This is a genomic window from Mycobacterium sp. ZZG, from assembly GCF_054786995.1.
Window position 1 is genome coordinate 50,908 of the sequence record NZ_JBTBFV010000006.1, and the last position, 22,250, is coordinate 73,157.

At 66.6% G+C, this 22,250-nt stretch carries 21 protein-coding genes and 3 pseudogenes; 12 read left to right on the forward strand and 12 right to left on the reverse strand.

Features of this window, described 5'->3' with window-relative positions; genetic code table 11:
* Nucleotides 1-13: 13 nt before the first annotated feature.
* Complete coding sequence (locus ACXMYJ_RS05850; protein ID WP_260755168.1) at nucleotides 14-1,462, reverse strand: NAD-dependent succinate-semialdehyde dehydrogenase; 1,449 nt, start codon at nucleotides 1,460-1,462, stop codon at nucleotides 14-16.
* A gap of 50 nt (nucleotides 1,463-1,512) precedes the next feature.
* Here ACXMYJ_RS05850 and pgi point away from each other — a divergent pair, with 50 nt between their 5' ends.
* A complete protein-coding gene (gene pgi, locus ACXMYJ_RS05855) occupies nucleotides 1,513-3,162 on the forward strand; it encodes a glucose-6-phosphate isomerase (RefSeq protein ID WP_260755169.1) in 1,650 nt (549 codons plus the stop codon).
* A gap of 49 nt (nucleotides 3,163-3,211) precedes the next feature.
* On the opposite strand, the gene ACXMYJ_RS05860 is transcribed toward pgi, so the two are convergent.
* The 6 genes and pseudogenes from ACXMYJ_RS05860 to ACXMYJ_RS05885 form a co-directional block, all read right to left on the reverse strand.
* Entirely contained in the window at nucleotides 3,212-3,739 is a 528-nt protein-coding gene (locus ACXMYJ_RS05860) for a hypothetical protein (RefSeq protein ID WP_260755170.1), read from the reverse strand.
* Nucleotides 3,732-4,016 carry a helix-turn-helix transcriptional regulator gene (locus tag ACXMYJ_RS05865; RefSeq protein WP_260755171.1) on the reverse strand — a complete coding sequence of 95 codons (285 nt, stop codon included), beginning with the start codon at nucleotides 4,014-4,016 and terminating at the stop codon, nucleotides 3,732-3,734. Before ACXMYJ_RS05865 ends, ACXMYJ_RS05860 begins: the two co-directional genes overlap by 8 nt.
* Before the next feature lie 108 nt (nucleotides 4,017-4,124).
* The gene (locus ACXMYJ_RS05870) at nucleotides 4,125-4,877 is read right to left on the reverse strand and encodes an SDR family oxidoreductase (protein ID WP_260755172.1); all 753 of its coding nucleotides are present in this window, start codon (nucleotides 4,875-4,877) and stop codon (nucleotides 4,125-4,127) included.
* A 69-nt stretch (nucleotides 4,878-4,946) separates the two neighbouring features.
* On the reverse strand, nucleotides 4,947-5,420 hold the full coding sequence (locus tag ACXMYJ_RS05875; protein ID WP_260758271.1) for a zinc finger domain-containing protein: 474 nt from the start codon (nucleotides 5,418-5,420) through the stop codon (nucleotides 4,947-4,949).
* A 147-nt stretch (nucleotides 5,421-5,567) separates the two neighbouring features.
* A pseudogene (locus ACXMYJ_RS05880) lies at nucleotides 5,568-5,810 on the reverse strand (DNA-formamidopyrimidine glycosylase family protein); the annotation flags it as partial.
* A gap of 5 nt (nucleotides 5,811-5,815) precedes the next feature.
* Nucleotides 5,816-6,196, reverse strand: coding sequence for a phage holin family protein (locus ACXMYJ_RS05885; protein ID WP_460354634.1), 381 nt, complete (start codon nucleotides 6,194-6,196; stop codon nucleotides 5,816-5,818).
* Between the two features lie 97 nt (nucleotides 6,197-6,293).
* Here ACXMYJ_RS05885 and ACXMYJ_RS05890 point away from each other — a divergent pair.
* The 3 genes and pseudogenes from ACXMYJ_RS05890 to ACXMYJ_RS05900 form a co-directional block, all read left to right on the forward strand.
* Nucleotides 6,294-7,187: pseudogene (locus tag ACXMYJ_RS05890) on the forward strand (AurF N-oxygenase family protein); the annotation flags it as partial.
* Entirely contained in the window at nucleotides 7,187-7,834 is a 648-nt protein-coding gene (locus tag ACXMYJ_RS05895) for a DUF4873 domain-containing protein (RefSeq protein ID WP_460354637.1), read from the forward strand. The pseudogene ACXMYJ_RS05890 and the gene ACXMYJ_RS05895, both read left to right, overlap by 1 nt.
* A gap of 64 nt (nucleotides 7,835-7,898) precedes the next feature.
* The gene (locus tag ACXMYJ_RS05900; RefSeq protein WP_260755176.1) at nucleotides 7,899-8,771 is read left to right on the forward strand and encodes an LLM class flavin-dependent oxidoreductase; all 873 of its coding nucleotides are present in this window, start codon (nucleotides 7,899-7,901) and stop codon (nucleotides 8,769-8,771) included.
* On the opposite strand, the gene ACXMYJ_RS05905 is transcribed toward ACXMYJ_RS05900, so the two are convergent.
* Nucleotides 8,772-10,109: a nucleotide disphospho-sugar-binding domain-containing protein gene (locus tag ACXMYJ_RS05905; RefSeq protein WP_460354640.1), complete on the reverse strand. Its 1,338-nt coding sequence runs from the start codon at nucleotides 10,107-10,109 to the stop codon at nucleotides 8,772-8,774.
* Between the two features lie 202 nt (nucleotides 10,110-10,311).
* Between ACXMYJ_RS05905 and ACXMYJ_RS05910 the strand changes: the two genes are divergently transcribed.
* Both ACXMYJ_RS05910 and ACXMYJ_RS05915 read left to right on the forward strand, forming a co-directional pair.
* Complete coding sequence (locus ACXMYJ_RS05910; protein ID WP_460354643.1) at nucleotides 10,312-11,034, forward strand: class I SAM-dependent methyltransferase; 723 nt, start codon at nucleotides 10,312-10,314, stop codon at nucleotides 11,032-11,034.
* Between the two features lie 108 nt (nucleotides 11,035-11,142).
* Nucleotides 11,143-11,646, forward strand: a complete 504-nt coding sequence (locus tag ACXMYJ_RS05915) for a hypothetical protein (protein ID WP_460354646.1) — start codon at nucleotides 11,143-11,145, stop codon at nucleotides 11,644-11,646.
* Here the strand turns inward: ACXMYJ_RS05915 and ACXMYJ_RS05920 are convergent.
* Nucleotides 11,643-11,843 (reverse strand): annotated as a pseudogene (locus tag ACXMYJ_RS05920) (alpha/beta hydrolase); the annotation flags it as partial. The gene ACXMYJ_RS05915 and the pseudogene ACXMYJ_RS05920 overlap by 4 nt on opposite strands.
* Before the next feature lie 120 nt (nucleotides 11,844-11,963).
* Here ACXMYJ_RS05920 and ACXMYJ_RS05925 point away from each other — a divergent pair.
* Nucleotides 11,964-12,620, forward strand: a complete 657-nt coding sequence (locus ACXMYJ_RS05925; RefSeq protein ID WP_260755181.1) for a VOC family protein — start codon at nucleotides 11,964-11,966, stop codon at nucleotides 12,618-12,620.
* Nucleotides 12,617-13,090, forward strand: coding sequence for a ribonuclease HI (gene rnhA / locus ACXMYJ_RS05930; RefSeq protein WP_260755182.1), 474 nt, complete (start codon nucleotides 12,617-12,619; stop codon nucleotides 13,088-13,090). The genes ACXMYJ_RS05925 and rnhA overlap by 4 nt, the downstream gene beginning before the upstream one ends.
* Before the next feature lie 33 nt (nucleotides 13,091-13,123).
* Here the strand turns inward: rnhA and ACXMYJ_RS05935 are convergent, their stop codons facing one another.
* The 3 genes from ACXMYJ_RS05935 to ACXMYJ_RS05945 form a co-directional block, all read right to left on the reverse strand.
* On the reverse strand, nucleotides 13,124-13,786 hold the full coding sequence (locus ACXMYJ_RS05935; RefSeq protein WP_260755183.1) for a TetR/AcrR family transcriptional regulator: 663 nt from the start codon (nucleotides 13,784-13,786) through the stop codon (nucleotides 13,124-13,126).
* Between the two features lie 276 nt (nucleotides 13,787-14,062).
* Nucleotides 14,063-15,589 carry an HNH endonuclease signature motif containing protein gene (locus ACXMYJ_RS05940; protein ID WP_460354651.1) on the reverse strand — a complete coding sequence of 509 codons (1,527 nt, stop codon included), beginning with the start codon at nucleotides 15,587-15,589 and terminating at the stop codon, nucleotides 14,063-14,065.
* Between the two features lie 222 nt (nucleotides 15,590-15,811).
* A complete protein-coding gene (locus tag ACXMYJ_RS05945) occupies nucleotides 15,812-18,109 on the reverse strand; it encodes an ATP-dependent DNA ligase (protein ID WP_460354654.1) in 2,298 nt (765 codons plus the stop codon).
* A gap of 41 nt (nucleotides 18,110-18,150) precedes the next feature.
* On the opposite strand from ACXMYJ_RS05945, the gene ACXMYJ_RS05950 reads away from it, so the two are divergent.
* From ACXMYJ_RS05950 to ACXMYJ_RS05965, 4 genes are all read left to right on the forward strand, one after another.
* Nucleotides 18,151-19,080 (forward strand): carbohydrate kinase family protein, encoded by a 930-nt coding sequence (locus ACXMYJ_RS05950; protein ID WP_460354656.1) that lies wholly within the window; start codon nucleotides 18,151-18,153, stop codon nucleotides 19,078-19,080.
* Nucleotides 19,080-20,057: a non-homologous end joining protein Ku gene (gene ku / locus ACXMYJ_RS05955; RefSeq protein ID WP_460354658.1), complete on the forward strand. Its 978-nt coding sequence runs from the start codon at nucleotides 19,080-19,082 to the stop codon at nucleotides 20,055-20,057. The genes ACXMYJ_RS05950 and ku overlap by 1 nt, the downstream gene beginning before the upstream one ends.
* Before the next feature lie 293 nt (nucleotides 20,058-20,350).
* A complete protein-coding gene (locus tag ACXMYJ_RS05960) occupies nucleotides 20,351-21,142 on the forward strand; it encodes an SDR family oxidoreductase (RefSeq protein ID WP_443186876.1) in 792 nt (263 codons plus the stop codon).
* Nucleotides 21,143-21,152: 10 nt separating this feature from the next.
* Nucleotides 21,153-22,250, forward strand: a complete 1,098-nt coding sequence (locus ACXMYJ_RS05965; RefSeq protein WP_260755188.1) for an NAD(P)H-dependent amine dehydrogenase family protein — start codon at nucleotides 21,153-21,155, stop codon at nucleotides 22,248-22,250.

A 22,250-nucleotide genomic window follows, 5' to 3' on the forward strand; every position in this document is an offset into this window, starting at 1 on the left:
GGCGCGCAGGTGACTACTTGGTGAGCGCGATGTACTTGATGTCGAGATACTCCTGTATGCCCTCGGTGCCGCCCTCGCGGCCGAAGCCCGACTCCTTGATGCCGCCGAACGGCGCCGCCGCATCGGAGATGACCCCGCGGTTCACGCCGACCATGCCGGACTCGATTCCCTCGGCGACCCGCAGCGCCCGGTCCAGCGACTGGGTGTACACGTAGGCGGCCAGTCCGTACTCGGTGTTGTTGGCGGCGGCGATGCCTTCTTCCTCGGTGTCGAACCCGGCGATGGGTGCCACGGGCCCGAACACCTCTTCCTTGAGGATGCGGGCATCGGCGGGGACGTCGGTGAGCACGGTGGCCGGGTAGAAGTTGCCGGGCCCGCCCGGGGCGACGCCGCCGACGGCGACGGTCGCGCCGCGCGAGACGGCATCGGACACCAACTCGGTCACCTTGGCGACCTGCTTGGCGTTGATCAGCGGGCCGAGTGTCGACTTCTCGTCGAGGCCCTTACCGAGGGTGAACTCGCTCATCCGCTTGACGAACTTCTCGGTGAACTCCGCGCGCACGGCGTTGGCGACGTGGAAACGGTTGGCGGCGGTGCAGGCCTCGCCGCCGTTGCGCATCTTGGCCAGGATCGCCCCGTCCACAGCGGCGTCGACGTCGGCGTCGTCGAACACGATGAACGGAGCGTTGCCGCCGAGTTCCATCGACGTACGCAGCAGTTTGTCGGCCGACTGCTTGACCAGCGCCTTGCCCACGCCGGTGGATCCGGTGAAGGTCAGCTTGCGAAGCCGGCCGTCGCTGGTCAGTGCCTCGGTCACGGGCCCCGGGCTGCTGGTGGGCAGCACCGACAGCACGCCCTTGGGGAGGCCGGCCTCGGCCATCAGCTTGGCCAGAAGCAGCATGGTCAGCGGCGTCTCCTGTGCGGGCTTGACGATCATCGTGCACCCGGCCGCGAATGCCGGACCCATCTTGCGGGTGCCCATCGCCAGCGGAAAGTTCCACGGCGTGATCGCATAGCACGGACCGACCGCCTGCTTGGTCACCAGGATGCGTCCGGTGCCGGCCGGGCTCGTCGTGTACCTGCCGTCGATACGCACGGCCTCCTCGGCGAACCAGCGGAAGAACTCCGCGCCGTAGGTGACCTCGCCCTTGCTCTCGGCGAGCACCTTGCCCATCTCCAGGGTCATCAGCGCCGCGATGTCGTCGGCGCGCGCGGTGATGGTCTCGAACACCGACCGCAGGATCTCTCCGCGCTTGCGGGGCGGGGTCGCGGCCCATTCCGCCTGCACCGCACATGCCGCGTCCAGCGCGTCGCGCGCGTCGTCGGCGGTCGCGTCGGCGACCTCGGTCAGCACCTCGTCGTCACTGGGGTCCAGCACGTTGAACGTCGACTTGCCCTGGCGTTCCTCACCGCCGATCCACAGACCGGTCGGTACCGAAGCCAGCAGCGCGGAAGTATCCATACCTCCATCATTTACTCCTTCGTCTGCGCGCCCGCACTAGGGTTCTGCACATGGGTTCTGACATCACCGGCACGCCTGCGTGGCAGGCACTGTCCCGCCATCACGACGAGATCGCCGCCGCGGATCTGCGTGAACTGTTCGCCGAGGATCCCGCCCGGGGCACCGAGCTGGCGCTGACGGTCGGCGACCTCTACATCGACTACAGCAAGCACCGCGTCACCCGGGAGACCCTGCGCCTGCTTACGGATCTGGCCCGCGCCGCCGACGTACCGGCCAAGCGGGACGCGATGTTCGCCGGGGAACACATCAACACCTCTGAGGACCGCGCGGTGCTGCACACCGCGCTGCGCCTGCCGCGGGACGCGTCTCTGACCGTCGACGGGCAGGACGTCGTCGCCGACGTGCACGAGGTGCTGGACCGGATGGGCGATTTCACCGACCGGCTGCGCAGCGGCGACTGGCGTGGCGCAACCGGCGAACGCATCACCACCGTGGTCAACATCGGCATCGGCGGCTCGGATCTCGGGCCGGTGATGGTGGATCAGGCGTTGCGCCACTACGCCGACGCCGGCATCTCCGCGCGGTTCGTCTCCAACGTCGACCCCGCCGACCTGGTGGCCAAACTCGCCGGACTCGACCCGGCCACAACGCTTTTCATCATCGCATCGAAGACATTCTCGACGCTGGAGACGCTGACCAACGCGACGGCCGCACGGCGCTGGCTCACCGAGGCTCTGGGCGATGACGCGGTCTCGAAGCACTTCGTGGCGGTGTCGACCAACGCCAAGCTGGTCGACGAGTTCGGCATCGACACCGACAACATGTTCGGCTTCTGGGACTGGGTGGGTGGCCGGTACTCAGTGGATTCGGCGATCGGGTTATCGGTGATGGCGGTGATCGGCCGGGAACGATTCGCGGAGTTCCTCGCCGGCTTCCACCTCGTCGACGAGCACTTCCGGACCGCGCCGCTGGAGGAAAACGCGCCGGTGCTGCTCGGGTTGATCGGGCTCTGGTACAACAACTTCTTCGGCGCCGAAACCCGTGCGGTACTTCCCTATTCGAACGACCTGGCCCGTTTCGCCGCCTACCTGCAGCAGCTGACGATGGAGTCCAACGGCAAGTCGGTGCGCGCCGACGGCACACCGGTGTCCACCGACACCGGCGAGATCTTCTGGGGCGAGCCGGGCACCAACGGGCAGCACGCGTTCTACCAACTGCTGCATCAGGGCACCCGACTGGTCCCGGCCGACTTCATCGGGTTCAGTGAGCCGACCGACGACCTGCCGACCGCCGACGGCACCGGCAGCATGCACGACCTGCTGATGAGCAACTTCTTCGCACAGACGCAGGTGCTGGCGTTCGGCAAGACGGCCGAGGAGATCAGCGCCGAGGGAACGCCGCCAGATGTGGTGCCGCACAAGGTGATGCCGGGCAACCGTCCGAGCACGTCGATCCTCGCGACCAAGCTGACCCCGTCGGTGGTCGGCCAACTCATCGCGCTCTACGAGCACCAGGTCTTCGTCGAGGGCGTCATCTGGGGCATCGACTCGTTCGACCAGTGGGGCGTGGAGCTGGGCAAGACTCAAGCCAAGGCGCTGCTGCCGGTGATCACGTCCGACGAGCCGCCGGCCGAGCAGTCGGATTCGTCGACGGACGCCCTCGTCCGCCGCTACCGAGCGGAGCGCGGCCGCACCGCGTGATTTCGGCGTGGTTATCGTCGCTCAGCGGCGACAATCACGCCGAAAGCGCTCACATCTCCGGATCGGGGCGCGTCCAGCCCAGGATCATCGCCGGTGAGCATCCGCCGATCAGCAGCACGGTCAATGCCATCAGGCCGCCGGCGTAGGCCATGTCGGTGTCGGTTCCGCCGGTGAAGGCGGCGCCGAAGATCAGGTAGAAGATCGGCACCATCATGAGGTATTGCGTGAGGGTCAGCCCGATGGATCTGGCGCTGTTGCGTTGCGCCAGTTCGTATTCGTCAAGTGTGGCGTCCGGTGCGTCACCCTGGCGCCCGGACACAATCTGCAAGGTCACCCAGAGCGGGAAGAACACCAGGCATGCGGGCAGCCATAGCAGCGGTGCCCACTGGATGCCGAACGCGCACAACAGGCTTACGCCGAACATGAACCCAAACGTCGCGGCCAACCCGGTGACGAGCATGCGGCGTCTACGCTGGGTCCGCCACCCGGGAAGCGAATTCGCATACTTCGATTCGTTTTTCAGGAACTGCTTGGTGCGGTAGTTCTGGTAGCGGTCGATCAAGGTGGCTTCACGCATTCGTCTTTCCTCCTTGTTCTCGGCGATACAGCGCGGTCGACAGTGGTGCGAACGGTTCGCGGGAGAAGACCGCCTCGACGGGTAGGTCGAACACCTCACAGATGCGGAACGCCAGATCGAGGCTCGGGTAGTGATCGCCTCGTTCTAGTGCTCCGACGGTCTGCGGGTTGACGTCGATCAGCTCTGCCAGCTGCGCCCGCGACATCCGCCGCTCCGCGCGCAGCACACCGATGCGGTTGTGGATGGGGAAGGTTTCCCCGCGGCGCACTGGACTCACCTAATCGATTGTTAGGAAAACCTAACAGTCTGTCAAGCAAACCGGGCGATTTCGGCGTTCTTCTCGTTGCGAGTCAGCGACAGTTTTCACACCCACATCGCAAGGTACTCAGGCGAAGTACTTCGTGAACCGCGGCGGCAGCAGCTTCATGACCTCCACCAGCGGCCACCACGGCCAGCCGGGGACGACGGCGCGGCCCTTCTCCTTCTCGATGGCGTCGACCATGGCCTTAACGCCGGTCTCGTTGTCGACCATGAGCATCGTCGAGTTGGACTTGGCCGTCATCTCCGACTCGATGTAGCCGGGCTCCAGCACCGTGATCTTGATCGGCCCGGACGACGGGTATTCGGCACGCAGCGACTGCCCCAGCGACGTGACACCGGCTTTGCTCGCAGCGTAGGCGGCCTTGAAACCCGGCACCCCCACGTTGCCGAGCACCGACGACACCAACACCAGCTGCCCCTTGCCGGCAGCCTTGAACATCTCCAACGCGGTCTCGATTTGCACCAGCGCGGCAACGAGATTGGTCTCGATGGTGGCCTTGTTCGCCCACAGCTTGCCGCCGCCGAGCGGGTAGCCCTTGCCGATGCCCGCGTTGACGATCACGCAGTCGATGCCGCCGAGTTCCTCGGACAACTCACCGAAGACCTTCGGAACCTGCTCGTGATCGTTGACGTCGAGCGCGGCGACAGCGACCTTGATGTTCGGATACTTCGCTGCCAGCTCGGCCTTGAGCTCCTCAAGGTTGTCGACGCGACGCGCACACAGGGCCAGGTCGCGGTCCCTGGCGGCGAACTGGCGGGCCATGCCCGCACCGAGGCCCGAGCTCGCACCGGTGATCAAGATCTTCTGCCGAGTCATGCGGGCAGGATAACCGAGTTAGACAAGTCGCGAGTAATCGCCGAACGTGCAGGGCAACGCGCGAGACGGCTACTTGAGCAGTCGGGACATCCGCCGGTCGGCCAGCACCTTGCCGCCGGTCTGGCACGTAGGGCAGTACTGGAACGACTTGTCGGCGAACGACACCTCGCGGACGGTGTCCCCGCAGACCGGGCACGGCAGGCCGGTGCGGGCATGCACCCGCAGTCCGGAACGTTTCTCGCCCTTCAATGTGGCCGCCTGTTGGCCGACCGACCGCGTCACCGCGTCGGTCAGCACCGAGATCATCGCGTCGTGCAGCGTCGCCAACTGCGCCTCGGTCAGCTTGTTCGCGGTGGCGAACGGCGAGAGCTTGGCGACGTGCAGGATCTCGTCGCTGTAGGCGTTGCCGATCCCGGCGATCACCTTCTGGTCGGTGATAACGGTCTTGATGCGGCCCGTCTGGCCCTTCAGCGCCTCCGTCAGCGCCTGCAGGCTCAGCGAAAGCGCATCGGGACCGAGCGCGGCGATCTGCGGGACGGCCAGCGGGTCGGTGACCAGCCACACCGCGAGGCGCTTCTGCGTGCCCGCCTCCGTCAGGTCGAAGCCCGGCGCCGAGCCCGGCTCTCCCAGATGCACGCGCAGCGCGATCGGCCCCTTGCCGGGCTTCAACGGTGCCGCGGCGAGCTTGTCCGACCAGCGCAGCCAGCCTGCCCGGGACAGATGCGTGATCAGGTACAGCTCACCAGCCTGCAACCCGAGGTATTTTCCCCATCGGTGCGCGCCGGTGACCTCTTGGCCGCGCACCGCGGAGACCGGCGGGTCGAAGGTCTTCAGCACCGACAGCGCCGATACGTCCACCCGGCCGACGGTCGCGCCGACGGCATGACGGCGCAGATGATCGGCGAGCGCTTCGACCTCCGGGAGCTCGGGCATGACACTCAGTCTGCCTTGACGAACAGCGAGAGCACCCAGCTCACGACCGACAACACGATCGCCGCCCAGATTGCGGTCCACCAGAACTGGTCGATGGCCAGGCCCCAGTGGGCGGTGTGCTCGGTGATCCACGACGTGATCCACAGCATGAGCGCGTTGATCACCACGTGGATGAGGCCCAGCGTGAGGATGTAGAGCGGGATCGAGATGATCTGCACGACGGGCTTGATGATCGCATTGACCAGCCCGAAGATCACCGCGACGACGAAGACGATGCCTATCCGGGCAGCTGTCGAGTCGCCGCCGACGAACTCGATGCCGGGCACCAGCAGCGTCACCAGCCACAGCGCCAGCCCGGTCAGTGCCGCCCGCAGGAGGAATCCCATGGAGTCATGATCCACCGAGGAGACTCCCCGAGTGTGCTACCGCAGGTATGCGGTACCGCGGGTATTGACATCGTGCGGTGTGTGTTCCTACCTTCGAATGGTGACGATGCCCACGAAGACGACGCGCGAAGAATTTGCCGAACGGCTGTTGAAAGGTTCGGTGAAGAAGTCCTATGCCCCGGTCGTCGACATCGACTGGGACGCACCGCTGGACCCCGACAAGTTCTTTCTTCCGCCGAAAGTCGTCACCCTCTACGGCACGCCGGAATGGGACGCGATGAGCCGTGCGCAGCAGATCGAGCTGAGCCGACAGGAACTGGTCAACATCCTCTCGGCCGGCATCTGGTTCGAGAACATCCTCAATCAGGCTCTGCTCCGCGATCTCATGCACAAGAACCCGACTGCCGCGACCACGCACTATGCGCTCACCGAACTCGGCGATGAGACCCGCCACATGGTCATGTTCGGCCGAACCATCGCATGTGTCGGCGGTATTCCGGTGCGTCCCAAATTGTTTCAGCGCATCATCATCAACTCGTTGCCCTTCCTGTTCCGTGGCAGCGTGCTGTGGGGCGCAGCCCTGGTCGGCGAGGAGATCTTCGACGCGCTGCAGCGCCAGATCATGGAGGATCCGGAGCTGCAGCCGATCGTTCAGCGGCTCATGCGTATTCACGTCACGGAGGAAGCCCGACACATCCAGTTCGCCCGCGACGGGCTGCGCAAGTCGGTGCCGACGATGGCGTGGCACCGCCGGGTGCTGCTGGCCAATTTGCACGGGGTCGGTGGTCCGTTCTACCGGATGCTGTTCACCCTGCCGATCCAGTACCGCCGTGCCGGTCTCGACGGCCGCCGAATGCGGCGTGTGGCGCGGTCGAACCCGCACTTCCGCGCCATGTGCGTCTCGTCATTCGCGTCGCTGGCAGCGTTCTTCGAGGAAGTCGACTTGATGGGCCGAGTCGGTCGACGGTTGTGGCGTCGGGCCGGATTCCTGTGAGCAGCATTGTGATCGGCACGGGCGGCGCGTTTCCGGGCACGGCCGTCGCCGACGCCGAGGATCTGCGCTTCGACAACGCGACCGACATGTGGACAGCCGTTGCGCCGGACGGCCGTGCGCTGGCCGCTGGCACGGTGATCGACACTCGAAGGTCGAGGGACGGCGCTGTGGCGGTGCACGGTATGCCGAACCACTTCCGCATCCCGGGTCCCGACGTAGCCCGTCAGACCCGGTTCGTCTCGCAGTGCCTGGAGGTGATGACGCAGTCGGGTTCCACCCGCATGGAGGCGAAGTCCCGCATCGTGCTGAGCAGATGGCGGCCGCGGTCGGTGCGGTCCAGTTTCTACCTGGACCGTTCCACGCCGGTCGACGAGGACATCTACGACGGGCCGGTGTTGATCGCTGTCGCCGATGCCGACATCAGCGCCCGGGGCAGGCTGGCCGGGCACCTCGCAGCGATCGACGGCCGTTATCACTGGCGCGGAAATGTCACCGGCGATCTGCCCGCGGACCTGCTCAAAGGCCCGCGAGAGGTGAGCGTGACCATCGGGACGCAGACAGCGCAGGCGCGCGTGGTGGAACAGACCCCGTGGGGCAGCTACACCGTGGCCGGGGTGGGAGCACCGCCTTTCCCGCTCGACTGACATCAGGTAGGCAATTCGGGGATTCATCGGGGAAAGAACTAGAACACGTTCTAATATCACCGTCATGCGATTCACCTACGCCGAAGCGATGACCGATCCGACGTTCTACATCCCGTTGGCGCAGGCCGCCGAAGCCGCGGGCTACCACGCGATGACGATTCCCGACAGCGTGGCCTACCCGTTCGAATCGGACTCGAAGTACCCCTACACTCCGGACGGCAATCGCGAATTCCTCGACGGCAAGGCCTTCATCGAGTCGTTCGTGCTGACCGCGGCACTGTGCGCGGTGACCACGAAGTTGCACTTCAACCACTTCGTCCTCAAGTTGCCGATCCGGCCGCCGGCCCTGGTGGCCAAGCAGGCCGGCTCGCTGGCGGCGCTGTTCGACAACCGCCTCGGTCTCGGCGTCGGCACCAGCCCGTGGCCCGAGGACTACGAGCTGATGAACGTCCCGTTCGCCAAGCGCGGCAAGCGGATGGACGAGTGCATCGACATCATCAAAGGCCTCACCTCGGGCGACTACTTCGAATACCACGGCGAGTTCTACGACATCCCGAAGACCAAGATGACGCCGGCGCCGTCCAAGCCGGTTCCGATCCTCATCGGCGGGCACGCCGACGCGGCACTGCGCCGCGCCGCCCGCAACGACGGCTGGATGCACGGCGGCGGCGACCCGGAGGAACTCGACGCCCTGCTGGGCAAGCTCAACAAGTTCCGCGACGAGGCCGGAACGGCGGGCAACGAGGACTACCAGATCCACGTGATCTCGATCGACGCCTACACCGCCGACGGCATCAAGCGGCTCGAGGACAAGGGTGTCACCGACGTCATCGTCGGCTTCCGCATCCCCTACATCATGGGTCAGGACACCGAGCCACTGGACACGAAGATCCGCCACCTGGAGATGTTCGCCGAGAACGTCATCGCCAAGCTCTGATCAGGCGTTGCACAGTCGCTTGAGCGCGTTGGCGATCGCATCGACCGGGGTGCAGGCCTGGATCGCGGTCCGCAGGCTCTGCGCGGCGGTCCGGTAGCGGTCGTCTAGGCGGACGATGTCGACTGCGGCGCCGACGGCCTGCGGCGACGGCAGGGCGGTCTTGAGGTCGATGCCCGCTCCGCTGTAGTCGACGCGCGCGGCCACCTCGGCTTTGTCAGAAGTCTCCCCGGCGACGACGAGCGGAACGCCGTGGCCCAGCGCGTACTGCACCCCGCCGTAGCCCCCGTTGGTGATCATCACGTCCACGTGCGGCAGCAGGGCCGAGTACGGGATCCAGTCGGCGATGCGCGCGTTGCCCGGGATACGGCCGTGCATGTGCTGGCCCCGCCGGCCGCCGGTGGTCGCCACGATCAGGAGATCGTCCTGGTCACCGAGCGCTTCCAGAGTCGGGCCGATCAGCTGGTCCAGATCGGCATTGTCGAACGTGCCCTGCGTGACGTGCACGACGGTGCCTGCGGTCTCCACGTCGCCCCACCAGGGCGGACGGTCGAACTCCTCTGGGCCGGCCGGCAGGACCGGACCGACGAACTCGACCGTCGACGGCAGGTCGGACCGCGGATACTCGAACTCCTGCACCGACAGTTGCAGCAGACCGTCGGCCAGCCGCGGCCAATCACTGACGAACAACGGGCATTCCGGCGAATGAGCCTGCCGCAGCGCACGATTGAACTTCCGCTGACTCGGCCGCATGATCACCCGGTGCGCGACGGCGGTCATCTGCCGATAGTCGAGACCCGGCTCGGGTTGCCAGGCCATCCCGAACGGCGGGGTGTCCCGGCTCGAAATGGTCAGCGGACCCACACCGCAGACCACCACCGGCGGACGGGGGGCGTCCCGCAGGAACATCGGGACCACGCCGGTGAACGTGACGTCGGCGATGACCGCGTCCACCGCCTCGTCACGCAGCACCGCCCGCAACGATTCCGCCTCCGCGGCAAGGGGTTCGACGAATACGGACGCCAGTTCGGCGCGTCCCAGCCAGAATCGGCGTGCGGCCGCGGGCATTGTGCGGAGCAGCGCCGGGCCCGCGGCCGGCGCATCGATCCGCACGCTCTCCGGGAGCGGGACCATCCGGAGTCCGGCACTGCGCACAGGCGCGGCGAACTCGACACCGGTCAGCACGGAGATGTCGTGCCCGAGGGCTTGAAGGCCGACGCCGACGTTGACCATCGGCATGACGTGCCCGCGAAGCGGGCTGACCGCGAGCAGATAGTGCGCCACACCGGGTCCTTCGCCGTCACGGAGCACCCGCTCCTGGGTTGTCGGTGCGAGCGACATCACGGTTCGCTCACGTGTCCGCACGCTACCTGCCGCCCGTCGACCGCAGCGGTGCCGACCCACTGGGGATGTGTTACGAAACCCGGATTCGAGGTATGGCCCCGAGCGCGCCCGCAACCGCCGGGCCCGAGGTTGATCATCAGCGGTATCGCAACCGCCGTCGGCGGCTACAATTCGCGCTGATGACGTGTCTGGAGATCGTATGACCCCCGAACACTACGACGTCCCCGATGCCTTCGACGCCGGGGCGCAGGCCTACGACGGGCTGGTCGGCGCCAACCCCGGCTACCACGAACACCTCCGCCTGTCGGCACAGCGAATGCAGTTGCCCGACCAGGGCCGCGGTTTGCGCCTGCTCGACATCGGTTGCGGCACAGGGCTGTCCACCGCGGCGCTGCTCAGTGTCGCACCGTACGCCGAGATCGTCGCGGTCGACGGATCGGGCGGGATGCTGGCGCAGGCGCGGGCCAAGTCGTGGCCGCCCTCGGTGACGTTCGTGCGCAGCCGCGCCGAGGCCCTCCAGGACGCCGGGGTGAACGGCCCATTCGACGGCATCCTCGCCGCCTATCTGATCCGCAACGTCGACGACAAGGACGACGTGCTGGGATCGCTGCTGAAACTCCTGAAACCCGGGGCGGTGCTGGCCGTGCACGAGTACTCGGTGCGCGACTCCCGGCTGGCCTCCGCCGTCTGGAACCTGGTCTCCACCGCGATCATCATCCCGGCGGGCCGGGTGCGCTCCGGCGACGCCGGCCTCTACCGGTACCTGCGGCGCAGTGTCAACGAGTTCGACGGTGCCGAACAGTTCCGTGACCGGCTGCGGCGCAACGGTTTCATCGACGTGCAGAGCATGACCGTGTCCGGCTGGCAGCGCGGCATCGTGCACACCTTCCTCGGCCGCGCGCCGCACGCAGCGACGGACTAACGCGCGGACAACCGATCACGGGGAGTTCCCGGTCGGTCTTGGACTGGAAGGTCGCGAGCGCTTCGTGGATCTCGCGATCCCCTGCCATGCCTGTTCGCGCTCGCTTCCGTGAAGTTGCTCGGCGACGACCTTGTACCTGCGCCCCTCCAGCTTGATCCGCACCCGGTCGGGGTGCGCGGCGAGGTTGTATTACCAGGCCGGATTCTTCGCAGCCCCGGCTGCCGACGGGATCAGTCGGCTCCCGCCCTCCCCGGGTGCCGTTCCGGCTGGCACAAATCATGTCGCCCCCTTCAGGCACACGTCACGGCGATTAACGGCCCGCTCTTTCGGGCATTCGTCACCATGGCGTTCAAACTCACTTACTCCGATGGCCAAGAATCCCAGCACGATGACGACACTGTGTGGGAGATCGACGACGGCGTACTGAAACTCGGCCGCAAGAAGGGCCAGTGGTCGGTCCTGCTGTCTCCCAGTCATTGGGCGGTCCTCGAATTGGTTGGCCGGTCCGGCGATGACGAGGACGACGATAAATCCGAGAAGTCCGAGTCCGACGAGGATGACGACGACAAATCGGACAAATCTGAGGACAAGTCCGACGACGAGGACGACTAGCCGGCGACGCCGGCGGCCGCCAGGATCACCGCCGCCGCCTCTAGTGGCTGGGTGATCAGCGACACGTGGGACATGTCGAGTTCGGTTGTGTGCGCGCTCATCCGGTGAGCCAGGAAGCGCTCCAGGTCAGGGTTGATGGTGCGGTCCTGGGTGGACACCTGATACCAGGACGGTTTGTCCCGCCATGCGGCCGTCGTGGTCCGCTCGGCGGGTAACGAGACCCGGCTGCGTCCGGGACACGTGAAGTGTGAGCTCTTCGTTGGTGACGCGCGCGTCGTAGGCTGAGCCCCATCGATTCTTCCCGCGCCGCCGCCACCGTGACCGTCGACGAGTTCCGCGTCGCCGATCCACCCGACGCATGGGCGCAGGCCGGTTTCCGCGTCGATGCCGACGGGATCTGCCGAGTGGGCGCGGTCCGCCTCAGTCTGGTCGGCCGGGGCCACGGGAGCGGCATCGTCGGCTGGACGCTACGCGGCCTGCCTTCAGGGGGCGGGGACGTCGACGGCATTCCGACGACCAGTTCGGACGAGGTCCCGACCGTCAGCTCCGACACCGCTGCGTTCCCGCCCGCCCCCCACGCCAACGGCGTCATCGGCATCGATCACGTCGTGCTGATGTCGCCCGATCTGGACCGCACCGTCACCGCGCTGATCGCGTGCGGCACGCGCCCGCGCCGCACGCGCGACGCCGAACTGGGCGGTCGGCCGGTCCGCCAGGTCTTCTTCCGACTCGGGGAGGTGATCCTGGAAGTTGTCGGTTCACCCGACACGACCGGTAACGGGCCCTCCACGCTGTGGGGTATCACCTACGCCGTCACCGACATCGAGCAGACCGCCGCGTTCTTCGACGGCCGCACCGGCCCCGTGAAGGACGCGGTGCAGCCGGGCCGGCGGATCACCACGCTTCGGAATCTCGAGTTCGGGATGTCGGTCCGGACGGCGATGATCTCGGCCCCTTATCCTCGGACCCCATGAGCGCGTCCATCGAGGACCCCGTCATCATCCACACCGACGGGGGCTGCCGACCCAACCCGGGACCGGGCGGCTGGGGTGCGGTGCTGCGTCACCGCGATCGCGTCCGTGAGATGTTCGGCGGCGAGGCCACTACGACGAGCAACAACCGGATGGAATTGATGGCGCCGATCATGGCGCTGGAGGCACTCACCCGGCCTGTGACGGTGCACCTGCACACCGACAGCACGTATGTCCGCAACGGCATCACCAAGTGGGTGCACGGTTGGGAGCGCAACGGGTGGATGACCGCAGCCAAGCAGCCGGTGAAGAACGTCGATCTGTGGCAGCGGCTTCAGATCGCGTGCGCGCAGCACCGTGTCGAATGGTTCTGGGTCAAGGGACATTCCGGTGTCGTCGACAACGAGCTCGCCGACGTGCTGGCCACCCGCGGGCTGCAGCAGGCGCTCGCGGCGGCCGCCAGTCCTATCTGAGGTGTCGGAGTTCAGCGTCGCGGTGCAGCGCAGTCAGGCCGCCGAGTCCGGACGAGTCACGTCATCGATGTCGGGTAGCGGCCGGCGACAGACGTCGCGGGCCTCATCGGCGGTCATCCCGAACATGCGCAACAAGTCTTCGGTGACCCTGTCGGCGGCCTCCGCATCGTCACGTTCCGGCTCGTCCTGCAGCAGCTTCCCGAGACCGAACAACGCACCTGCAGCAACCGCCAACGCGAGCTGAGGATCGTCGACGCGGAAGCGTCCCGCCGCTGCGGCCGCTGTGATGTCGCGTCGTGCGCGCGGAGCGAGACCGCGATCCGAGGACATCAGGTGCAGTCCCCCGCCGAGGAGTATCCGGCTTTCCTGTGGCCGGCGGCGGAACAATCGGCCGGTCAGCCGGAAGCTGCACGCGAACGTCTCCGCAGGATCCTCTGTCGAGGCAGTCAGCCGGTCGAGAAGCGCACCGTGCTTGTCCAGTACGTCGGCGACCGCTGCTTCGAAAAGCTCTTCCTTGCTGGCGAAGTGGTTGTAGAACGAACCCATCCCGACGTCGGCGACCCGGGTGATCTCCAATATCGGCACATTGAGCGTCCCAGCGGCGATAAGCGCCTGCGCCGCGCGGATCAGCGCAGCCCGCGTCCGCTGTTTCCGCCGCTCCAGTCGATTGCCGGGGCCGTCATGCAGATCACTCACATCAGCCACTCTAACAGGAGGTGTCAGTTCTGAGGATTTCGTCAGAGACACTTGACTGGCCATGCCGTCACATATGGCGATCCGTCAGTTGATTGCGGCGGTGACATGAAAAGGCAGCCAAGCTTCATCGCTCGACCGGCCGGCGACGGACACCAACTCTGAGATCGCCGAACACTGTTCAACAGTCCCGCACGGTGGAACGCCACCTCTGCGAACCTCGCGACGGTCCGGTCGCGCGGTAACCGGGTGATACGGGTCGGCGAGCACGCGCGGCGGTCAGGCCGCTTGGTTGTCGGGTGGTGCGGGTCCGCCGGGTTCGCCGGGGTCATCGGCCGGCCGCGACGGACCCGAGTCGTCGTCATCGACCGTCGCATTGTCGGCGGGTTGGGTTGACCCACTGGTGTTCTGGCTCTGCGGTGGCGGATCGTCAGGGGGTCGCAGCAGCCGTTCGGGGCGGTGATAGTAGTTCAGCCGGGCCTGACCGGTGTCCAGGCCCGGGGGTGGAATCCATTCCACCTCGCAGCGGGCGTTCATCCGGGTCGACCACCCACCGCCGTCGGGGTCGACGCTGCGGTTATCCGGCCCGCACGCCAGGCCGAGTTCATCGACGTTGGTGTTCCCGCCATCGACCCAGTCGGCGACCACGTGATGGACCTGAGACCCGTAGGCGCCCACGGTGCAGCACGGCTTGGTGCACCCGCCGTCACGGGCGATCAGCATGATCCGCTGGGCCGGGGAGGCGATGCGCTTGGCGCGGAACAAATCCATTGCTGAGCCGCTGGCCCGGTCGAACACCGCCAAATAGTGGTTGGCGTGCCCGGCCATCCGGATCACCTCGGCGATCGGCACCACCGTGCCCCCACCGGTGACACCGACCCCGGCCCGAGACTCCAAATCCTGCACCGTGGTACGGATGATCACCGACACCGGCAACCCGTTGAGCTGCCCCAGCTGCCCGCTCATCAGGGCGATCCGCCCGGCCGCGACCAGCGCATCATGCTGACGCTGGGCCAGGCTGCGCTGATCGTTGTCGATCTGGGCCTGCGACGGCGTCCCCGACGTGCACGGCTCGGGATCGTCGGGATTACACATCCCCGGTGCGGCCAACCTCGCGAGAATCGGCTCCCACACCGCCCACGCCTCCGGAGTGAGCGTGGCGCGCAGATCCACCATGGCGTCCCCACGCTGGGGCGACCTCGACACCGCGCGTTTGCGGGCGCGTTCGCTGTCATCGGGTTCGGGGCCGTCCTGATCGAGCAGAAACAACGTCCGCTCCGCGCAGTCCTTGAGTTCCTTGGGGCCGTTACTCACCGCAGTACGCACCAGATCAACCTCGATACGCTCCCAAGTGGCGGTATCCACAAAACCGGGCAGCTTGGCCATGGACTTGCCGATCACCTCGACATGCTCGCCGGTGATCAAACCCTGGGCCTGGGCGGCCGCGGTGGCGGGCAGCACCGGCGGCAGCGACGGCCCGCTCACCCCTGGTCGCGGCGCCAGCACCGCCGCTTCGCTCAACCGCCGGTGCGCCTCGCCGGTCGAGAGCCGCCAACGCACCCGCAGCACCTCTTTCCAGGATTTCGCCCCCATCTGGCGCGGGGTGGCCTCGGCCTGCAACCGGGCCAGCAGCCGATGACGCACCGCCGGCAGCTGACACCACAGGGTTTCCAGCTCATCCAGGGCCGCCACCAAATCCGGTCGGGTCAACAAATCAACCTCACAGGCCGCCACCTCATCAAAGGCGCCACGCAACCCGCTCACCGCGGCCCGCACCTCGCTCCCCGACATACTTCGAACATACATTCGACCACCGACAAACCGAGGTCGGCCTTCAAATGCCATCCACCAAGACATCGGCGACAGTTCTGAGCACTCTGACGCACACACTCCAAACCCGATCCGCGCCATCCGACCTCTGCGCTGATGCCGTCACCACCGACAGAGTGCAAGACATTGGACAACGCATTCGAGCCTGTCCACGTCGCTTACGCGTTTCCTCCGCACTTGACTGCACTCATTCCCAACTCATTCCCATCTGACCTCGTCGGGCGTCTTGTCGTCACGCAGCCCGCGCCAGCTGGCCTGCCGGAGCCGGTTGTCGGACGTACGTTCGCTGTAGCGCACCTCCCCCACCAGTTCCGGCCGCACGAACGTCACCCCCTTGGCGTCCTGCTTGGGAAGCTCTGTGGCGAAAGGTGATTCGTCGGTACGTAGGGGCATCAGCGTCTCCTTCAGCGACGCCAGCTCCTTGTCGGTGAACCCGGTGCCCACACGGCCGACGAACTGCAGGCCGCCGTCGCCGGGGATGCCGAGCACGAGCGCACCGATGCCGCTGGTGCGGCCCCCGTTGCCTTCCCGCCAGCCCCCGATCACCACCTCCTGGGTGTTCCAGAGTTTGTCCTTGATCCACGACGATGAGCGACGACCCGGCTGGTAAGTGGCGTCGCGCTTCTTCGCGATGACCCCCTCCCACCGCTTCTTGCGTGCCGCCTCGAGCGCCTCGGGCCCGGTGTCGGCGTCGATCACCGGGGGCACGATGACGCCGCAAGCATCGGCAAGAGCCTCCAACAGGCGACGGCGGTCGGAGTATTTGGCCCGCAGCAGCGAACGGCCGTCGAGATAGAGGATGTCGAACGCCCAGAACTCCACTCGCGTCGACCGCGCCCTGTTCTGCATGTGGCCGAAGTTGGGAACACCGGACTCGTCGAGTGCCACCGCCTCGCCGTCGAGGACCACGTGGTGCTCGGCGAGGTCGGCGGCCAGCGCCCTCAGCTGCGGATACTCGCCGGTGACGTCGCGACCCCGCCGCGAGCGCAGCGCCAACTTCCCGTGATCGATTTCGACCAACAGCCGGTAGCCATCCCACTTTCCCTCGAACGCCCACTGCGCCTTGGTCAGTCGCTGTATCGAGCCCTCGGTGGCCAGCATGGGCGCAAGGTCTGCCACTGTGGGATTGTTCTGCTCCTTCATCCGGTGCGCCAGCCAGTTCTTGCCGTCGGTCTGGATCAACGCATACCGGCCCTCGATCTTGCTGCCGTGCAGGGTCACGATGACCTCGCCGCCCTTGGCAGGACCGTCGGGCGGATTGTCCCGAAACTTCTCGGTCTCGTAGGTGCCGGTATCCCAGAGGTAGACCTGGCCTCCGCCGTACTCGCCTTTGGGGATCTCACCCGCGAAGGTCAGGTACTCCATCGGGTGGTCCTCGGTGTGTACGGCGAGGTGGTTCACCGAAGGGGTGTCGGGCAGGTTCTTGGGCACCGCCCAGCTGACCAGCACACCGTCGCGTTCCAGCCGGAAGTCGTAATGCAGCCGGCGGGCGTGGTGTTCCTGGATGACGAACGTGTCGTTGTTGCCGGTCTTCGGAGCCTCACCGGGAATCGGTTCCGGAGTCTTGGCGGTGTCGCGCATGCTTCGATACCGGGTGAGCCGGTCGGGCACCGGCAGCGGCGGATCCAGATCGGCGAGCAGGTCGCCGTCGCGGTCGAGCCGATCGAGCACCTCGTCGAACATCAGGTGACGCAGGTCCGGATCCTCGATCTCGTCCCAGGTGCGCGGCGCCGCCACGGTCGGATGTTCGCGTCCGCGAAGGGAATACGGCGCGATGGTGGTCTTGTTGCCGTTGTTCTGACTCCAGTCCAGAAATACCTTGCCGGCCCGCATGCTTTTGGTCATCGTGGCTGTGACCTGCTTGGGCATCGCCTGTTCGAGCTGCTGGGCCACCCGCTTGGCCAGCACAGAGGCTCCGCGTGAGCTGATCGGGTCGTCGAGCGGCACGTAGAGGTGTAGCCCCTTGCTGCCGCTGGTCAGCGGGAACGTGCGCAACCCGATGTCGCCGATCAGACCCCGGACCTCGTGGGCGACCTCGCACAACTGCCGGAACGTCACCCCCTCACCCGGGTCGAGATCGAACACGATGCGCGTCGCAGGCCCGACCTCACCGGCTTCCCCGTCGCCGCCCGTGAACCGCCACTGCGGCACGTGCACTTCCAGCGCGGCCTGCTGGGCGATCCAGGCCAGCCCCTCCACGGTGTCGATCACCGGATAGGTCGTGGTGCCCGACTTGTGCACGACGGTGCCGCGTCTCAGCCAGTCCGGCGCGGACGAGGCGAGCTGCTTTTCGAAGAAGGACTCCTGGTCGACGCCGTTGGGCCAGCGCTTGCGGGTGACGGGACGCCCGGCGATGTGGGGCAGCATCGCCGCCGCTACGTTGACGTAGTAGTCGAACACCTCTGCTTTCGTGACGTCCCTGCGCCGTCCCCCGGTCGCCGGGTACAGCACCTTGTCCGGGTTGGTCAGCCTCACCCGGTCATAACGGTCCACCACATCACGGTATTACCCATTCCGGAAGCGGTAGCGTCGACACGATGAGGGCATTGGTGATCGGTGAGGCACTCGTCGACATCGTCGAACGCGATGGAGAGCCACTGGGCGAATATGTGGGCGGAAGCCCACTGAATGTGGCGGTCGGCCTCGCCCGGCTGGGCCGCGACGTCGATTTCCTCACCCACATCGGCACCGATGCCCGCGGGCACCGGATCGCGGACTACGTGAAAAGCTCAGGCGCACAACTTGTTTCCGGAAGCACCAGTGCCGCCAAGACCGCCACGGCACGCGCCCGGCTCGATCCGTCCGGGTCGGCGACCTATTCGTTCGACATCGAGTGGCAGCTGAGCGGCACTCCCGAAGTAGCGCCGCCGTTGGTGTTGCACACCGGCTCCATCGCCACGGTGCTGGAACCGGGATGCCTGGCCACCAAGGCCCTCGTCGACACGTATCACTTGTCGGCGACAGTCACCTTCGACCCGAACATCCGCTCCGCGCTGATCGCCGATGCCGACGCCGCTCGTGCGCGCATCGACCGGATGCTCGAACGCGCCGACGTCGTCAAGGCCAGCAGCGAGGACCTGCACTGGATGGATCCGACGCGCACCCCCGATCAGACCGCGGCGGCCTGGCTGGCCCTGGGACCGTCGATCGTCGTGGTGACCTACGGCGCGGACGGTGCGCTGGCGATGTGTGCGGACGGAACGGTGCGGGTACCTGCCGGGCATGTCGATGTGGTGGACACCGTGGGCGCGGGTGATGCGTTCATGACGGGCCTCATCGACGCGCTGTGGTCGATGGATCTGCTCGGCGCGCAGCGTCGCGACCGCCTCGCCGCCATCGGGACGGAGTCATTGACGGGCGCGGTGCGCATGGCGACGCTGACGGCGGCCCTGACCGTGGCGCGGCCCGGCGCCGAGCTACCCGATCGTGTCAGCCGCGACGCCGCCGCATCGGACATACTGGGCTGATGCGGTCCATCTGGAAGGGCTCCATCGCGTTCGGGCTGGTCAATGTCCCGGTCAAGGTGTACAGCGCCACCGAGGACCACGACATCAAGTTCCATCAGGTGCACGAGAAGGACAACGGACGCATCCGCTACAAGCGGGTGTGTGAGGTGTGCGGTGAGGTCGTCGAGTACCGCGACATCGCCAAGGCCTACGAATCCGACGACGGGCAGACCGTCATCATCACCGACGACGACATCTCAACGCTCCCCGAAGAACGCAGCCGCGAGATCGAGGTGCTGGAGTTCGTGCCCGCCGGCGATCTCGACCCGCTGATGTACGACCGGTCGTATTTCCTGGAGCCCGACGGAAAGTCGGCGAAGTCCTACGTGCTGCTCGCCAAGACGCTGAAGGAGACCGACCGGGTTGCGATCGTGAACTTCGCGCTGCGTAACAAGACCCGACTGGCCGCCCTGCGGGTCAAGGATTTCAGCAAGCGCGACGTGATGATGATCCATACGCTGCTGTGGCCTGACGAGATCCGCGATCCGGACTTCCCGGTGCTCGACAAGAAGGTCGACGTCAAGCCCGCCGAGCTGAAGATGGCCAGTCAGGTCGTGGATTCCATGACCGACGACTTCAATCCGGACCGCTACCACGACGACTATCAGGAGCATTTGCACGAGCTGATCCAGGCGAAACTCGAAGGCGGAGAAGCATTTACCACCGAAGAGCAGCCGCAGGAGCTCGACGAGACCGAGGATGTCTCCGATCTGCTGGCCAAGCTGGAAGCTAGCGTGAAGGCCCGCAAGGAGCAAGGCTCGTCGAGCAGGTCGGGTCGATCAGGGTCCGGCGCCGATGAAGAGGAGTCGGACGACACCGATGACTCCGACGGCGGGTCGGCCAGGAAGGCGCCGGCCAAGAAATCGGCCGCCAAGAAAGCACCCGCCAAGAAGACAGCGGCCAAGAAGGCGGCCAAGAAGGCACCGGCCAAGAAGTAGCACTGGACCGGCGCCGCCAACCGGCAGGCACCCATCGAAGCAGACGTCAGTTCCGGCCGCTGACACCACAGGCACGACGCGTCCCACCTATCGACGTTTAGCAGCGGCCCACTCGTACTTCTCCTGAAATAGACGGATTCCTGTTACTGGTGTCGCCCGTGGCGACGCCGACCCGCGACGCGCCCCGTACCGCGACACCGCCCCTACAGTCAAATAGAACGTGTTCCAGAAACCGGTCACTTCGCTGCGCACTCCTTGCTAGCGTGACGCCCCGTGACCATTGGACGACGCGCATGATCTTGGACCGGTTCCGACTCGACGATCAGGTGGCCGTGGTGACCGGCGCCGGCCGCGGGCTGGGCGCGGCGATGGCGCTGGCATTCGCTGAAGCTGGCGCTGACGTGCTGATTGCCGCCCGCACCCGGTCCCAGCTCGACGAGGTGGCCCAGCAGGTCGAGGCGACCGGCCGGCGGGCGCACGTCGTGGTCGCCGACCTCGCGCACTCCGAGGACACCGCGGCCCTCGCGGCACAGGCCGTCGACGCGTTCGGGCGACTAGACATCGTCGTCAACAACGTTGGCGGCACCATGCCGAACGCGCTTCTGAGCACCTCGGCCAAGGACATGCGCGACGCGTTCGCGTTCAACGTCGCGACCGCGCACGCGCTGACCGTCGCCGCGGTGCCGCTGATGCTCGAGCACGCCGGCGGCGGCAGCATCATCAACATCACCTCGACGATGGGGCGCCTGGCCGGCCGCGGGTTCGCCGCCTACGGCACCGCGAAAGCCGCGCTGGCACACTACACCCGGTTGTCGGCGCTTGATCTGGCCCCGCGGATCCGGGTCAACGCGATCGCCCCCGGTTCGATCCTGACCTCGGCGCTGGAGATCGTGGCCGAGAACGACGCGCTGCGCGACCCGATGGAGAAGGCCACCCCGCTCAAGCGTCTCGGCGATCCCGTCGACATCGCCGCCGCCGCGGTGTATCTGGCCTCGCCGGCCGGCAGCTACCTGACCGGTAAGACCCTCGAAGTCGACGGCGGCATCACCTTCCCGAATCTCGACCTGCCCATCCCCGATCTGTGAGGAGCCAGCCATGGCCATCAAAGTCGCCGCCATCGGCACCGGAAACGTCGGCAAGCACGCGCTGGCGCAGCTGATCACCGACGCCCGCTTCGAGTTGACCGCGGTGTGGGTGTCCTCGGAGGCCAAAACCGGTAAGGATGCCGCAGAGCTTGCCGGACTGCAGGATTCGACGGGCGTGCTGGCCACCACCGACCTCGACGCGGTGCTGGCCACGCAACCGGAGTGCGCGGTCTACACCGCACTGGCCGACAACCGGCTGCCCGAGGCGCTGGAAGATTACCGCCGGATCCTCGCCGCGGGCGTCAACGTCGTCGGCAGCAGCGCCGTCTTCCTCCAGCATCCGTGGCAGGTGCTCCCCGACGAGCTGATCTCCCCCATCGAGGACGCCGCCAAAGCGGGCAACGCCAGCATTTTCGTGAACGGCATCGACCCGGGCTTCGCCAACGACCTGCTGCCGATGGCACTGGCGGGAACCTGCCAGAGCGTCCAGCAGATCCGCTGTATGGAGATCATCAACTACGACACGTACGACAGCGCGCCGGTGATGTTCGACGTCATGGGCTTCGGCGGCAGCCTGGACGACACCCCGATGCTGCTGCAGCCGGGAGTGCTGAGCCTGGCGTGGGGCTCGGTGGTGCGGCAGCTGGCCGCCGGATTGGGCATCGACCTCGACGAGGTCACCGAGACCCATGTGCGTGTCCCCGCGCCGGAGGCCTTCGACATCGCCGCCGGCCGCATCGAGAAGGGCACCACCGCGGCGATCCGCTTCGAGGTGCGCGGGATGAAGGACGGAGACGTCGCCGTGGTCCTCGAGCACGTCACCCGGCTGCGTGATGACCTGTGCCCGGAGTGGCCGCAGCCCGCTCAGCACGGCGGCTCCTACCGGATCGAGATCACCGGCGAACCGTCCTACACGCTCGACCTGTGCCTGAGCAGTCCCCACGGCGACCACAACCATGCCGGGCTGGTGGCGACCGCGGCTCGAGTCGTCAATGCGATCCCCGCCGTCATCGACGCTGCCCCCGGAATCGTGACCGCGCGGGAGTTACCTCCCATAACCGGCGAAGGTCTGTACGCTAAGCGGCAACCCTCCCTGGAAGGATGCTGA

Excerpts from the sequence above, each read along its gene's own strand:
- ACXMYJ_RS05850 (WP_260755168.1), bottom strand. The coding sequence starts at position 1,462 with ATGGATACTTCCGCGCTGCTGGCTTCGGTACCGACCGGTCTGTGGATC.
- pgi (WP_260755169.1), top strand. The coding sequence starts at position 1,513 with ATGGGTTCTGACATCACCGGCACGCCTGCGTGGCAGGCACTGTCCCGC.
- ACXMYJ_RS05860 (WP_260755170.1), bottom strand. The coding sequence starts at position 3,739 with ATGCGTGAAGCCACCTTGATCGACCGCTACCAGAACTACCGCACCAAG.
- ACXMYJ_RS05870 (WP_260755172.1), bottom strand. The coding sequence starts at position 4,877 with ATGACTCGGCAGAAGATCTTGATCACCGGTGCGAGCTCGGGCCTCGGT.
- ACXMYJ_RS05885 (WP_460354634.1), bottom strand. The coding sequence starts at position 6,196 with ATGGGATTCCTCCTGCGGGCGGCACTGACCGGGCTGGCGCTGTGGCTG.
- ACXMYJ_RS05900 (WP_260755176.1), top strand. The coding sequence starts at position 7,899 with ATGCGATTCACCTACGCCGAAGCGATGACCGATCCGACGTTCTACATC.
- ACXMYJ_RS05905 (WP_460354640.1), bottom strand. The coding sequence starts at position 10,109 with ATGTCGCTCGCACCGACAACCCAGGAGCGGGTGCTCCGTGACGGCGAA.
- ACXMYJ_RS05910 (WP_460354643.1), top strand. The coding sequence starts at position 10,312 with ATGACCCCCGAACACTACGACGTCCCCGATGCCTTCGACGCCGGGGCG.
- rnhA (WP_260755182.1), top strand. The coding sequence starts at position 12,617 with ATGAGCGCGTCCATCGAGGACCCCGTCATCATCCACACCGACGGGGGC.
- ACXMYJ_RS05940 (WP_460354651.1), bottom strand. The coding sequence starts at position 15,589 with ATGTATGTTCGAAGTATGTCGGGGAGCGAGGTGCGGGCCGCGGTGAGC.
- ACXMYJ_RS05950 (WP_460354656.1), top strand. The coding sequence starts at position 18,151 with ATGAGGGCATTGGTGATCGGTGAGGCACTCGTCGACATCGTCGAACGC.
- ku (WP_460354658.1), top strand. The coding sequence starts at position 19,080 with ATGCGGTCCATCTGGAAGGGCTCCATCGCGTTCGGGCTGGTCAATGTC.
- ACXMYJ_RS05960 (WP_443186876.1), top strand. The coding sequence starts at position 20,351 with ATGATCTTGGACCGGTTCCGACTCGACGATCAGGTGGCCGTGGTGACC.
- ACXMYJ_RS05965 (WP_260755188.1), top strand. The coding sequence starts at position 21,153 with ATGGCCATCAAAGTCGCCGCCATCGGCACCGGAAACGTCGGCAAGCAC.